Genomic DNA, 13,434 nt, shown 5'->3' with positions numbered 1-13,434 from the left:
CACCGCCCCCTTCCCTTTTGACTCTGGGGCCATATCCATGACCGGGGCACAGCCTAGCCAAGTCTGTCTGGTTTTGCGTGCCCTCTTTGAATACGGAAAGTTATGGACCCACTACACACAGGCGAGATCCCGTTGAGGGGCGAGCTTTTCCAGCCGCCCGGGCCTGCCGGGAAACCCGTCGCGAATACCGGACTTCAGGTACGCATCGGGGCGGTCAGCGCCACGACGCCGACCAGCACCGCGTCCTGTTCGGAGAGGATTCGGATATCCGTTTCCCTGCCGAGTACTGGGTCGAATCGTACGACGTCGGTACCGAAGGTGAAGGGGTCCCCCACGGCCCCGCGCGCGGAACTCGCGAAGGCGTTGTCCTCCTCCCCGTACCCGCCGCTCGGGGCGACCGCGCGGCCGTCCACCGTCACCCGGTCCCCCCGCAGGTCGGCGTCGCCCTCCCAGGCCACCACGTCCACGTGGGAGGGCACCGCGGCGGGGAGCAGACCCGACACCGGGAACGACATCCCCGTGCGGCTCCGGAAGACCGCCCCGGTGTCGTCGAGCACCATCGCCTGGTTGTAGGAGCCGATGCCCGGGTCCTCCAGGACCACCACCAGGCTCCACCCGGCGTAGACGCCCCGGCCCTCCCGGGCCGGCACGTCGCCCACCCACCACTCGCCGCCGCCCTGGGCCCTCACCAGGTCGGTGACCTCGGCGAACGCCTGGTAGGCGGGGTATCCGGGCAGGTCCGCGACCTTCGTGTCGGTGGCGGCCACGGTCCGGTAGGACGTCATGCCCGGCCCCCTGACCCGGGCCGCGGGGGCGTCGGGGGCGCCCGCGGCCGAGAAGTACAGCCCCGCCCAGCGGACCGCGCCGCCCTCGGGGAGGTCCCAGGTCGCGGCGCTCGCCGAGGTGGTGGCGTCCGGATCGCCCTCGAGGGGAGCCATCACCCAGTTGTCGTTGTCGCGGTGCTCCCCCTCCCTCAGGCGGGCGTCGGCACAGGGGCCGTCCGGCGCCTCCGGCCCGGCCCCGGAGGACGGGTCCGGACCCGGTTCCGGTTCCGGGACGGGCCCGGGGCCGCCGTCCGGGTCCTCCGGGTCCGCGTCCTCCGGATTCGGGTCCTCCGGGTCCGTGGGCGACACGCCGTCCGGCAGGGCTCCGGCTCCGCCAGGAACGCCGCCGCCCTCTCCCTCCGCATCGTCCTCGGGGATCTCCTCCTCCCCCCGGGGCCCCTCTTCCCCCGGGGACGCCTCCGTGCCGGGCTCCGCGGGCAGCGGCCCCCGCGGTGCGCGGGCCAGGTCCGCGTCGGCCTCCGGAGCGGTGCGCCCGTCGGCGCCCGGGGTCCCCCCCGTCCCGGGGCCGGCGCCGGGGACGCCGGGGTTCCCGGGCCGCCAGGGCCACGGCCACGGCCAGTGCCCCCCGTGGTCCCGCTCCGGCTCGACACAGGTCATCAGCGCGTTGCCGACGCTCTCGGTCCGCACCCGCCCGGCCGTCGCGTAGCGCGCGGCCACCCCCTCGGAGGAGACCCCGCGCTCCCCGGTCGCACTGGCGGCCACGCCTCCGGAGGACACCGTCACGGACGCGGGCACGCCGACGTCGGCCCCGGCGTCCACGCGCACGTCCAGGAACTGGGTGCTGTTCTGCCCGGACGCCATCCGCGGGTGCGCGCAGCGGCCGCCGCCGCTGCCCGACGAGCAGCTCCAGTCGCCGTTCCCGGTCGCCATGGGGACGGAGCTGCCGGCGCCGCCGGAGGAGACCATCTCGACCCCCGGCGGCAGCGTGATCACCGCGATGACGTCCTCGACCGTGGACGCGCCGATGTTGCGGACGTCCAGGACCACGATCCCCTCGCTGCCCGGGAGGAGCGCGCCGACGGGGTCGATGCCCGCCGCGAACAGCGGTTCGGGGGCGTCCTCGGCCACCTCCTCCTCGGGGACGTCCGCCGGGGGCACGGCCGGCTCCGCCGGGGACTCCGGGGGCGCGGGCCGGTCCGGGGCCGCCGTCCCCCCCGGCGCGGCGGGGGGCGGGGCGTCCGCGGTCGGGGCGGCGGGGGGCGGGCCCGGAGGCGTGTCGGGGGCGGCCGGGTCCCCCGGCGCGGGCGCGGGAACGGGTTCCTCCTGCGGGGCCGCCACCGGGGGCGGGTCCTCGGGACCCATCGGAACCTCCCCGCCGGTCAGGGCGAGCGCGACCGCGACCGCCATGCCCGCGGCGGCGGCGCCGCCGGCCGCCGCCTGCTGCTGGCGGCGCGACATCCGGCCCCACCAGGCTCCCGTGGCCGCACCGCCCGGGGTGAGGGCGAGGTAGCCCGCCGCCCCGGAGCCGACCACCAGCGGGAGGACGACCCCGCGCAGGCCGACGTTGACGTCCATCAGCTCCGCGTACACCTCACGGCAGTCCGCGCAGCCGTCCATGTGCGTGTCGACCTTGGCGGTGTCCCGTTTGGACAGGCCGCCCCGGACATAACCGCCGAGGAGCCCCAGGGTCGGGCGGCACGCCTCCGCGGCCGCGCCGCCGGCCAGGTGCATCTGGAGGTAGGCCTGCCGGAGCCCCTCCCGGGCCCGGTAGGCGAGGGCGGCGACCCCGTTCGGGTTCATGCCGAGCAGGGGCGCGGCCTCGGCCGGCTTGGTGCCCTCGATCTCGGTGTGCCAGAGGACGGCCTGCCACCGCTCCGGCAGGGAGAGGAAGGCACGGGCGATCAGTGATCTCTCCAGCCCCTCCAGCGCCGGATCCACGAACGGCTGGCCCGGGACGAGGCTCTCCATGTCGTCCGTGACGACCTGGCGCTTCTCCCCCCGCCCCCGGTCGTACGCGGCGTTGCGCACCGCGGTGAGCAGGTAGGGACGGAAGGAGTCCTCGGGGCCCTTGCCCCTCCGGATGACGCTGAGCACCCGGGTGAACGCCTCGGCGACGGCGTCCTCCGCCTCGGCCTCCCCGCGCAACAGCTGCCTGGCCAGTCCGCGCGCCGACGCCGCGTGCCGCTCGTACAGAGTCGCGTAGGCGGCGGTGTCGCCGCCACGCACCCGCCTGATGATCTCAGCGTCACCGACGAGTGTCTCTGTGTGATTTCTGTCGGCGTCGGACACCGAACGTCCTCTCATCTGATCCCGCCACAAGCCAGGAAGAACGCTGGTTCGGCGTCGGAAGAACACGTACTCGAAAAAATATCCCGCATCCGCGTCATGGCCGCCACCGATCCCGGTAATCAGGGTGAGGGCGAGCGGCGGGGACCCGGTGCGGGGGCACGGGCCCCCGCCGCTCACCCGGGCGGACCGAGGATCAGGAGCCACACACCATGGGTGATGCCGAAACGGGAACCGGGACGTGGGACCGCGGTGTCGGCACCCGGCGCCTGCGCGCCCCGTGGGGGCGCCGGAGCCGGGAGGCGGGCTGGGAGCCGCCGGACGACTGGTGGACCCCCGCCGTCGACGCCGTGTGCGAGGCCTTCGCCACCGGGACGGACCTGGCCGGGCCGTGCGCCCGGCTGGGCGAGGCCCGCGCACGCTCCGGGGTGGGGATCGGCCAGAGCCTGGACGACCTCGCGGCGTTCACGGCGCTGGCGGGGTGGCGGAGCCCGCCGATCGAACTGGTGCGCGCCATGGCCGAGGGGTGGGCCGACGCGGGACGGGGGCGGGAGACCTGTCAGGACCCGCTGACCGGTCTGGCCACCCAGGAGTACCTGCGGACCAGGCTCGGCGAGCTGTACCGGGGAGCGGACGGCGGCCCGTCCCCCGCCTCGGGCCACCGGCTGGCGGTCGTGTCGCTGGACCCCGGGATCGACCCGTGGCGACGCGCCGCCCGGCTGATCGTCCTCGGTTACGAGCTGTCCCGGTTCTTCACCCGGGGCGAGTCCGTGTGCCTGATCGGCCGGGGCCGGATCGGGGTCGTCGCGGCCGAGGCCGACGACCTGGACCCGCGGTTGGACGAGCTGCGCCGGGGCATCGGCTGGGAGCACGGCGCCGGCGTGTGGTCGGTGGCACTGCCGCCCACGCACCGGGAGGCACTGGCGCTGGTCGAGGGTCTGGGGAGGCCCGGATGACCGGGTGACGCCGTCCGGCGCCGTGCGGCCCCCGAGCGGAGGGCCCGGCGCCGGACGGTGGCCGGACGGGGCGCGGATTCGCCGAGGGGACGAACGCGACCGGCCGGCCGCCCGCCGGGCGACGGTCCCGGGTTCCCCGGTACACGGGAGAGCCGGCCGGGACCGCTCGGCGGAAGGGGGATCGCCGTGTTCCGGCGTCCCCGGGGGCGCGTCCGCAAGGGGAGGCGGACGCGCCCCCTCGCCGTGGGCGTCCTGCCCCGCGCCCGTCCGGCACCGCGCTCACCCGAGGTTGAGGCGTCCCCCCGTCGCACCGAAGACCGCGCGCTTCCAGGCGGACGCGGGAACGGGCCTCACGGCGGCGATCCGCTGCTCGAACCCACCGGGGACGGGGACGTGCCCGTCGCTCGCGGCCACGGCCGCCATCGCGGCCACCTCGGTCACCGTGGGCCCCACGGCGCCCGCCGTGCCCGCCGCCTCGATCCAGGACTCGAGGCCCGTGGGACCGGCCGCCGCGGGCTGCTCGGACCCGGCCGCCGGGCCCGGACGGGCCTCCTCCGGGAGGACGTCCGCGGGACGGGCCTCCGGCGGCCCCTCCTGTGCGGGTGCCTCGGCGACCGTGGACCACACGGACCGTTCGGGCGTCGCGGGTTCGTGCGCCTGCTCGAACCCCGCCAGCCCCTCGAACCGCTCGGAGGGATCGGGGCGTTCGAGCGGTTCGGACCGCCAGCCCTCCGTGTAGGGGGCGGCCGGGATGTCCAGGAAGCCGGTCACCTCCAGGGGGCCGGCGGCCCCCGGACGGACCTCGGTCACGGGGAACGGCGGAGCGGGGTCGAAGGACTCGGGGACGGCCGGGACCGCGGGAGCCGCCGGGTCCGCGGTCGGAGCCTGGACGGGGGCCGCCACGGCGGATCCGTCACCGGTGCCCTCCGGAGCGCGGGCGGCCTCCGCGGCGGCACCGGCCCCGCCTGCGGGGGCCGGGGCCGAGGGCTCCTCCGGAGCGGCGGAGGCGGGACCGGCGGCCTCTCCGGGGCCGTCGGTCCGCGCCGGGGCGGAAAAGGGTCCGTCCTCGCCGAGCAGGGAGGCGCCCCGGTACAGGAGGGTCTCCTCCGCGGGCACCGGGCCTGCGGGGGCGGGGGGCGCGTCGGAGGACGGCTCGGTCCGCGCCCGCGGACCGCGTTCCGGGGACGCCGTGCCGGGGCCGGAGGGGGTTCCGGCGGGCTCCTCGTCCTTCTCCTTGCGGGCACGGCGGTCGGCTCCGAGGATGAGGAAGACGTCCGTCTCCTCCGCGTCGGGGTCGGTCCCCTCCGAGTCCTCGCCGACGACGGTCGGCGGGTCGGCGGGGCGCGGCGGCCCGACCTCGCGGGGCGCGCGGGAGCCTCCGGCGTCGGGCCGGGGAGCCGGCGCCTCCGCGGGTTCCCGCGTGCCGAACCAGGCGCGGGCCGGGGGCACCTCCTGGCGGCCCCCAGGGGGTGCGTGCCGGGGCGGCTCCGGGGTCTGGGCAGGCGGGGCCTGGACCGGGGCCGACGCGTGGTGCGCGGGACCGCCCGGGGCCGGGCCCCGGTGGGGCTGCGGCCACATCGGCGGTTGGGGACCCGAGGGGGCCTGCGGACCGGGATACGGCGACTGCGGACCCGAGAGCGGTCGCTCCACCGGCCGCTGCGGTCCCGAGGGCACCCCCGCACCGGGATACGGCGACTGCGGCCCCGAGGTCGGACGCTCCCGGGCCGGGGGCTGAGGACCCGACGGCATCCCCGTCCCGGGATACGGCCGCTGCGGACCCGAGGGCGCCCCCGCACCGGGATACGGCGACTGCGGCCCTGAAGGGGCCTGCGGACCGGGATACGGCCGCTGCGGACCCGACGTCGGCCGACCCGCCGGCTGCTGGGGCCCGGACTGCGGGCGCACCGGCTGCCGGGGGCCGGACGGCGGCTGCTGCGGCCCCGGGGGCGGGCCCTCCCAGGGGCGCTGCGGACCGGAACCGGGCCCCGGAACCGCGTCGGGCCGCGGCCCGGGCCCCTGCGGGGGCGCGGGCGGCGGCTGCGCCGGAGGGGTGGGTATCGGGGCGCCCGACAGGAACGCCTCGGCCATCGAGTCCTGGGCGAAGGCCCGCGGCTGCTGCGGCGGGGCCGGAGGGACCTGCGGGCCGGAGGGGCCCGCCCACGGCGTCCGGTTGGGACCGGTGGGCTCGTGGGGACGCGGCGCCTCCACCGCGTAGGGGGTCGGGGGGAACGGCCCCGGCGGCGGGTACACGCCTCCGTGCGGCGGGTCCTGTCCGGGTTCCTCGGGGAACCACGGAGCGGGCCGGGGCGGCTGCGCACCGCCGCCGCCCTGCTGCCCGGCCCCTTCCTGCGGGGGCGGCGCGGCGGCGCCCGCGGGCGCGTCCCCCCGGGAGGGGGCGCCGTGCGGCGGGGCGTCCCGGTCGGGGTGGTGCGGCGGGGCGTCCGGGGGGCCGTCCGCTCCTTCGTGCGGTGCCGGACGCGGGTCGTCCCGGCCCGGATTCCCCCGGGGAGGGGTGTCCTGTCCGGGATCGGACCCGTGGTGCTGGTTCACGGCCTACTCCCCTTCCGTGCGTGCGCGGGCGGGCGCGGCCCCGTCGACGGCGCGGCCCAGGGCCTCGGCGGCGACGAGCTGGACCGTCCGGTGGGTGGCCTCGCCGATCAGCCGCGGGAGCACCGCCGCTCCCTGCGCGAGGTGCCGGTCGTGCGGCACGACCACCACGGCGGCGCCGCTCTCGGCGATGATCCCGGTCGTGCGCGCCACGTCGAACGCCGGGTCCTCGCGCCTGCGCTCGTCGAAGACGACCACCACGGTGCGCCCCACCTCGTCCGGCCTGGTCGCGGCCAGCGAGTCGAGTTCGCGTCCGACCCTCAGCGCGGACTCGCGCGTGGCCCGGACCACCCGCACCCGGGAGTGGGCGCCCGCGCCGACGGCCGCCGGGAAGGCGCCGTCGGCACGGCCCGCCACGAGTGTCACCCCGAAGAACCGGGAGATCGGCAGGAGCCCCGAGGAGTAGGCGTCCGCCCGGTCCGGCGCTGCGCCCACCGTCCACAGGTTCTCGCCGACCTCGCCGAGGCTGGCGCACACCGACTCGAAGGTGGCGGGGTCGACCCCCTCCAGGTCTCCCGGCTCGCCCGCTCCCAGGCGGTCGGCCATGGACGGCGCCCGCCCGGTGGCGTCCACCGCCAGCACCCGGTCGTGGCGGAAGTGGGCCAGCGCGCGGGCGACGAGGGCGGTGACCACCGCCGCGTCCGCGCCCGTCCCAAGGTCGTCGACGAGGATACGGCGCCCCGTCGAGGTGGCGCGCTGCAACCTCCGTCCCAGCTCGATGGCCTCCGCGACCTCGTCCACCGGCCGGAACGGCCGCAGGACCGTGCGTCCGATCCTGCGCACCAGGCCGTCGGCGGGCACGGGCCGGGCCGGGGCCGCGCGCCCCGCGCCGGCCGCCGGAACGGGGGGCGCGGCGGGGTTCCCCGCGAGGTGGGTCTGTGAAGCGTTCATCGTCCCCCGCTCAGAAGGTCGTGAGGAGTCGCTGGTAGGTGCCGAACGCGCCGATCGCCAACGGCACCAGGACGACGACGGCGATCGCCTCGAACCTGCTCGTGACCCCGCGGAGTCTGGCGCGAACGTGCTCGGGCTGCTCGACGGACAGGACCACGGCCGGAATCGCCGCGACCGCGACCGCGATGCCCAGCGCGGGCCACACGCCCCACGGCACGGCGTCGGCCCACGCGAACAGGAAACTCACCAGTACCACCAGGCTCGCGCCGATGAGCGCCGACTTCTGGGCCACCAGGGGGAACAGCCGGGCACGGCTGGCCACCACCAGCGCCAGGACCACCGACAGCCCGGCCGTCCACCAGTCGAAGCGGGTGGCCAGGCCGATGCCCGCCGTCGCCGTGGCCGCCGCGACCGAGACGGTGGCGATCACCAGGCTCCGGTGGGCCCCGGCCACCGAGGTGAGGACGTCGCCGCGCGCCACCGCGTCACCGGAGCTGCGCCGGTCGTCCAGCACGGCGAGCCCGGAGAACGTCAGCGCCAGCCGCAGGAGCAGGCTCAGCAGGACCACGCAGGCCACAGTCATGATCGCGGCGACCTGGTGGGCGGGCAGCCCGAACGCGGCCCCCGCCGACCACACGGCGGCCAGGGCGAGCCCGACCCCGCCGCCGGTCAGCCCGCCGCGGCCCAGGGAGGAGGTGAGTCCGAGGAGCAGGACCAGACCCGCCAGCAGGGCGGCGCCGCCGCCCCAGCGGGCCCACTCGGGCCACCCGAACGCGTCGCAGGCCAGCCACAGGGCCAGGCCGCCGACCGCCGCGCCGCTGATCGCCAGCGCCGTGCCCAGGGGTTCGCGCCACGTGGGGCCGACCGCCGCGCCGACCGCGACGAGGAGGGCGGCGACCACGGCCAGCCCGGTGATGCCGCCGGCCCCGGAGAAGTACCCCTGGAGCACCCATCCCGCCCCGAGGGAGAGGACGACCAGCGCCAGCGTCGCGGTCCACCGGGCCGCCTCGGGGCTCCAGCGCCCCTGGTGGCCGTCCAGTGCCATGGACACCGCCTCGGGGACCTCGTGCACCACGGGCGCGGGCACCGGCTCCTCCGCCCGGACGAGCCGCAGCACCGCCCCGTCCGCGACCTGCCGGTCGGCGAGGGTGGTGTCGCCGTCCAGGACGATCCCGGAGGCGGTGACGAGGTGGCGCAGCTTCGCGGGGTTCTCCACCTGGTCGCCGAGGAGGTCGAGGACTTCCGGCATGAGCGCGCCCACCGGTTCGCCGGCGGGTAGGACGGCGTCGACCCTGCGCTCCTCACCGACGAGCGTCACCCGGCTCCAAGCGGTCATTGCCTTCCAATCCTGCTCTCGCGTCTCGGGTGGCGGTCCGCCACCGTTTTCGGGCCCGGGTCCGGGGAGGGCCCGGGCCTTCCGGGGTCAGGCGGGTACGTCGTCCACGGCGATGCGTTCGAGGTAGCCGTTGCCGACCAGCCAGCGGACCGTGGGCGCGGGGGGGACCTCGGAGAAACCGGCCGTGTCGAGCGTGAAGCGGATCCCGCCGCCGGGCAGGCCCTCGTGCGCCGGCGCGGCGGTGGCGCTCACCTGGAAGGGGTGGATGACCCGGTAGCGGTGGTACAGCTCCCCGCCGTCCGCACCGGTGCGGGCGTACCCGGGCAGGCCGCGCTCCTCGAACGGCGTCCCGTCGGGGAACAGGTACCGCCCGCTCTCCTGGCCGAAGGCGTCGACCACGTCGCCGACCTCCAGGCCGTGCAGGTAGGAGCCGCCGCTGCGCTCCTCCAGGCTCTCGCGGACCTCGGTGACCAGCTCCGCCGTGGCCTCCGCCGTCTCGGCCTCCTCCGCCTGCGTGAGGGGGGCGGGATCGGGCTCGGTGGTGGCCAGCTCCTGGTAGAGCCAGCGCGCCGCCTGGTCCTCGGTCGTGAACTCCATGCCGGGACGGCCCTGGTCGAAGTCGATGACGGCCGCGGCCAGGTAGCCCTCCTCGTCCTGGGTGATCACGTAGTAGCTGTCGACGGTCTCGGGCTCGGGGCGGGGGTCCCCGGGGAGCACGTACAGGCTCCGGGGGACCCCGGCGGCGTCCAGCTCCTCCCGGGCCCGGTCGAGGGTGACCTGGGCGCCGACCCAGTCGCCGGGGACGGGCGGGACGGCGTTGTTCGCCGGGCCGGACGCCTCCTGCTCCTGCTCGACCCTCTGGGTGCTGAGCTGGGTGCTGACGAACGACCAGCCGACGGTGCCGCCGCAGATGACGGCGGCGAGGCAGGCACTGATCGCCACCTTGCCGAAGTTCTCGTCCAGCCGGCGCCGGGTGCGCTGCCCCCCGAAGAGGACCGCCTCCCGGAGGCGCTGTCGGCGTACGGCGACGGACTCCAGCAGCTGACTGTCGTAGTCGCGTGCCAACCGTGCCCCCCGTTGCCTCTCGTGTGATTCCCGCCCCGCCCGGGACCGGTCAGATGTTCTGCACCGCGGCGTTGGCGCGGCTCAGGGTCTCCTGTGCGGTGCCGTCGTTGGTCTCCAGCGTGGTGCGCACCAGCCGGATGATCTCACGGACCTCGTTGCCGGCGTTGTGCCACTTGAGTTCCTTGGCGCTGTACTCCTCGGAGACCCCGGTGGCCTCGAACTCGGCCATGGCCGCGCTGACGTCGGTGTCGCGCTCGCCGATCAGCGTTTCGAGCCGGTTGGTGATGGTGGTGATGTTGGTCTGGGCCTCCTGGGAGGCTCCGATGTCGTAGGCGTTGTTGCTCATGCGGACTCCTCGGGGACGGTCAGCGGAACTTGGCTGCGTCGAAGTTGGCCGCGCCCATGTTCTGGTTGGCGTCGTCGGCCATGGTGTCGGCACCGGTGGTGAAGGCCGTGTTCATGCCGCCCTGCCCCTCCTGGATGGAGCCGAGGCCGGCGCGCAGGTCGGCGGTGATGCTGTCGGCCTGCAACTTGAAGGAGTCGAAGGCCGCCTTGCCCGCGCCGTCGAACTTTCCTGCGAGCGGTTCCGCGGCCTGGATGAGCTGCTGGATGAGGCTGCTCAGCTCGTCACCGGCGCCGCCGGTGTTCTGGGCCAGCGTGTTCAGAGTGCTTTCGCCGACTTCCCAGCGTGACAACTGTTCACCTGCTTTCCTCGGGGGACCTCGCGAGGCGGTCGCCTCCCGAAGGGGAGGATGCACGCGGAGTGCCCGTGGTTCGGAGGGAGAGTCCCGGAACCGGACAATGGACTCGATCACCCCTGTGGGGGGAATCTGAATAGTACAAGCGACCCCTGACGAAGAAATAGGCGTACTCCGCGACCTGTGGACGGGAAGCCCCGTCCTGGGCCTCCGGGCCGCGCGGGCCGTGTGCGCGGAAGCGGTCGCGTCGGAGGGGTCCGGGCAGGTGGCGGGGGTCCCGGGCGGGTCGGGGGCCTGCCCCGCCCCGGCGCGGCCACCGGCCCCGCTCCGAACGGGGAATGACCGGGGCCGCAGGTCGGAGCGGATATGTCCGCCGCGAATTCCGCCTCGGGAAAACCCCTCCCGTCCCCCGGACCCCGCGGGGCGGTGCGGGTCGCCGCCGCGGCCCGGGGGAGGCCGGGTCCGTCCCCTCCGTCCGCGGTGAACGGCCGGGACACCCGGGGCCGGGCGCCCGGGGCGCCCCGCCCGGGCACCGCCCGGGGGCCCACCGGCGGCGCGTGGCCACAACCGGCCAGCGCCCCGTGCCGCGGCTCCCCCGCCTCCCCTCTCCGGGACGGGGCCCGCCCCTCTCCGGGGCCGGTCCCCGTCCGGCGGAACCGCCGCCGTCGGAGCCGTCACCCGTGGTCCCGCGCCCCGGCCCCGGGTGCGCGCCGGACCCCGCCCGGCGGCCCGGCGGCCGCCCCGGGACCCGCCCGCCGTGCCGCACCGGCCCCGGAACGGCCTCGACCGGTGCCCCGCACCCGGTTCGGTAGGGTTTTCCGCGCCAGGTGACACTCCCGAAGGAGCCCTCTTGAGTCACGACGTGGTCGCCCTGCTGGCCGAGGCCCCCGCCCGGCGCAGCCTCATCGACGCCCTGGTCGCGGCCGGGCCCGACCTGCGCGTGCGCTCCGTCTCCGAGGGCGCCGTCATCGAGCTGCGCGACGACTCCGGCAGGCTCGTCGCCGCCATGCAGGCCGCCCAGCGGCTGGCCCTGTCCGCCGAGGCGGACCGCCTCCTCACCGACGGGATCAGCGACGAGCTGCCCGCCCAGCCCTACTGGGTGGAGGCGCGCGGCGCCGAGCTCGCGGACGTCGACACCGCGGCGCTGGTGCGCCGGTTCGCCGAACACCTGGTCGAGCGGCACGGCGGCGCGGTGTGGGTCCCCGAGCCCCGGCTGCCGGGGCGCGAGGACGTCCTGACCGGCTCCACCGACCACCCCGCCGTCACCGTCCTGACGGAGAAGGCGTTCGTGGTGGTGCAGGACCGCCCCCTGGTCCCCATGAGCGGTTGGCTCGTCGACGCGACCGCCCGGCACGGCCGCGAGGGCCGCCACCTCCAGGTCGTCACCCCCGCGCACAGCCGCATCACCCACTCGCTGCGCTCCCTGCTCACCGACCGCACCGCGCGCTGGGTGGTGCGGAACGGCGACGGGGGCCACCACGACGGCTTCTCCGGGGTCCCCCTCGTGTGGGACCCGGTGTCGGCGTTCGTCGTGGACGGTCCCGCCGACCCCGGTACCGCTCCCCTGCCCCATGCGGACTTCCGCTGGTCCGAGGCCGACGGCGTCCCGGGCACGCAGCTGCTGGTCGACTTCCAGATGGTCCACCCCGCCACCGTGAGCCTCCGGCTGGGCGGGGCCGTCGAACTGGTCGCCGGACACCTCGCCTCGTCCTCCCCCGCCCTCTGGGGCACCAGCGAGCCCCTCGCGCACGCCTGGGACCGGGGCCGCGTCACCGACCTGTGCCGCCGGCGCGCCCCCGGCGCCACCTGGCTGACCTTCACGGGCCGGCCGGAGAGCGTGCGCGAGGAGGGCGCCCTCCCGTTCACCGGGACCCTGCGCGTGAGCACGGTCCCCGACGGGGTCCGGGAGAGCGTCACCCTCGCGGTGGGCCGGCCCGGCGGAGAGGAACCGGACTTCTCCGCCCTGAACGCCATGGTCAAGGAGCTGTCCGCGAACGAGGCACTGCGCAGCCTGACCGTGCAGCGGCTCCTCGGGCGCGCGGACCTCACCTACGCCCCCCGCTGGTCCGGCCTGCCGGTCCCGGTGGGGCTGGCCGTCGGCGTCGACGGCGTCTCCTCGATGGGCACGGACCGGGCCCTCTCCGCCCCCGTCAGGGGCGTGCCCTTCGGTCCGCCGATGACGCCCGCCGTCTGGTACCGGATCGGGGACGGCACCGAGCCCGACTCGTGGGACCGCTTCCGCGCCCTCATGGACCACCTCCGCCCGTCCGACGCGCCCTCCTCCTGACCCGGCCGGTGCGCGCCGCACGCGTGACGGGCGCGGCTCCGCGCGCACCCCTCCCCGGGGCCGCGTACGGGGCCGGCTGCGCCCGGGGGCCGCGGGGCGTGAACCATGCGGGCGCCCCCGGTATCCCACCCAGTGGCGCCCGGTCCACCGGGACGCGTCCTCCGGGGGGTTCCCGGGGCGGCCGTCGGCCGTCCGGTTCCCCTCCCGGGGGTCGGTGTGCGACACCCGGCCCGGCCGGGCCCGCGGGCCCGGAGGGGCGACGGGGCGGAGCACGGTGGGCACGGGCCCGGGACGGCGCAGGAGAACACGACCTGGTGCGGAGGGGACCCTTGGGCCGCGGGCACGACTTCCGGACACTTCTCCCCGATCCCGCGCGGCGGCGTGGCCGAGGCGCCGCCCGGAACCCCCCGGACCCGGCCCGGGGGGCGCTTCGTGCCCGTGCGCACCGCAAGGCTCCCCGAGGTCCGGCTTCGGTAGGGTTCTCCCGGGAACGGGCACCCCTCCCCCGCGCCCTCGTCCTCCC

Annotated in this window: 9 protein-coding genes; 2 read left to right on the top strand and 7 right to left on the bottom strand. The window is 76.8% G+C overall.

Annotated features, from left to right (window positions below):
• Positions 1-194: 194 nt before the first annotated feature.
• The gene (locus ACFQBR_RS14435; RefSeq protein ID WP_378553574.1) at positions 195-3,011 is read right to left on the bottom strand and encodes a sigma-70 family RNA polymerase sigma factor; all 2,817 of its coding nucleotides are present in this window, start codon (positions 3,009-3,011) and stop codon (positions 195-197) included.
• A 272-nt stretch (positions 3,012-3,283) separates the two neighbouring features.
• On the opposite strand from ACFQBR_RS14435, the gene ACFQBR_RS14430 reads away from it, so the two are divergent.
• Complete coding sequence (locus ACFQBR_RS14430) at positions 3,284-4,027, top strand: hypothetical protein (protein ID WP_344185644.1); 744 nt, start codon at positions 3,284-3,286, stop codon at positions 4,025-4,027.
• A 279-nt stretch (positions 4,028-4,306) separates the two neighbouring features.
• Here the strand turns inward: ACFQBR_RS14430 and ACFQBR_RS14425 are convergent, their stop codons facing one another.
• The 6 genes from ACFQBR_RS14425 to ACFQBR_RS14400 all read right to left on the bottom strand — a co-directional run bounded on the left by ACFQBR_RS14425 (position 4,307) and on the right by ACFQBR_RS14400 (position 10,621).
• Positions 4,307-5,476 carry a hypothetical protein gene (locus ACFQBR_RS14425; RefSeq protein WP_344185645.1) on the bottom strand — a complete coding sequence of 390 codons (1,170 nt, stop codon included), beginning with the start codon at positions 5,474-5,476 and terminating at the stop codon, positions 4,307-4,309.
• Positions 5,477-6,580: 1,104 nt separating this feature from the next.
• Positions 6,581-7,525: an ATPase gene (locus tag ACFQBR_RS14420; RefSeq protein WP_267947152.1), complete on the bottom strand. Its 945-nt coding sequence runs from the start codon at positions 7,523-7,525 to the stop codon at positions 6,581-6,583.
• Between the two features lie 10 nt (positions 7,526-7,535).
• Positions 7,536-8,861, bottom strand: coding sequence for a type VII secretion integral membrane protein EccD (gene eccD / locus ACFQBR_RS14415; protein ID WP_344185647.1), 1,326 nt, complete (start codon positions 8,859-8,861; stop codon positions 7,536-7,538).
• A gap of 87 nt (positions 8,862-8,948) precedes the next feature.
• Positions 8,949-9,926 (bottom strand): TNT domain-containing protein, encoded by a 978-nt coding sequence (locus tag ACFQBR_RS14410; protein WP_267947154.1) that lies wholly within the window; start codon positions 9,924-9,926, stop codon positions 8,949-8,951.
• 49 nt (positions 9,927-9,975) lie between these two features.
• Complete coding sequence (locus ACFQBR_RS14405) at positions 9,976-10,272, bottom strand: pore-forming ESAT-6 family protein (RefSeq protein WP_267947155.1); 297 nt, start codon at positions 10,270-10,272, stop codon at positions 9,976-9,978.
• Positions 10,273-10,291: 19 nt separating this feature from the next.
• Entirely contained in the window at positions 10,292-10,621 is a 330-nt protein-coding gene (locus tag ACFQBR_RS14400) for a hypothetical protein (RefSeq protein ID WP_267947156.1), read from the bottom strand.
• An 853-nt stretch (positions 10,622-11,474) separates the two neighbouring features.
• Here ACFQBR_RS14400 and ACFQBR_RS14395 point away from each other — a divergent pair.
• Positions 11,475-12,911, top strand: a complete 1,437-nt coding sequence (locus tag ACFQBR_RS14395; RefSeq protein WP_267947157.1) for a DUF6177 family protein — start codon at positions 11,475-11,477, stop codon at positions 12,909-12,911.
• The last annotated feature ends 523 nt before the right edge of the window (positions 12,912-13,434 follow it).

Origin of the sequence: Nocardiopsis tropica (assembly GCF_042660575.1) — a bacterium.
GTDB classification, from domain to species: Bacteria; Actinomycetota; Actinomycetes; order Streptosporangiales; family Streptosporangiaceae; genus Nocardiopsis; species Nocardiopsis tropica.
The sequence above is the reverse complement of the archived record's forward strand: the minus strand, read 5'-3'. Positions and strand labels throughout refer to the sequence as shown.

Excerpts from the sequence above, each read along its gene's own strand:
- ACFQBR_RS14430 (WP_344185644.1), top strand. The coding sequence starts at position 3,284 with ATGGGTGATGCCGAAACGGGAACCGGGACGTGGGACCGCGGTGTCGGC.
- ACFQBR_RS14420 (WP_267947152.1), bottom strand. The coding sequence starts at position 7,525 with ATGAACGCTTCACAGACCCACCTCGCGGGGAACCCCGCCGCGCCCCCC.
- eccD (WP_344185647.1), bottom strand. The coding sequence starts at position 8,861 with ATGACCGCTTGGAGCCGGGTGACGCTCGTCGGTGAGGAGCGCAGGGTC.
- ACFQBR_RS14405 (WP_267947155.1), bottom strand. The coding sequence starts at position 10,272 with ATGAGCAACAACGCCTACGACATCGGAGCCTCCCAGGAGGCCCAGACC.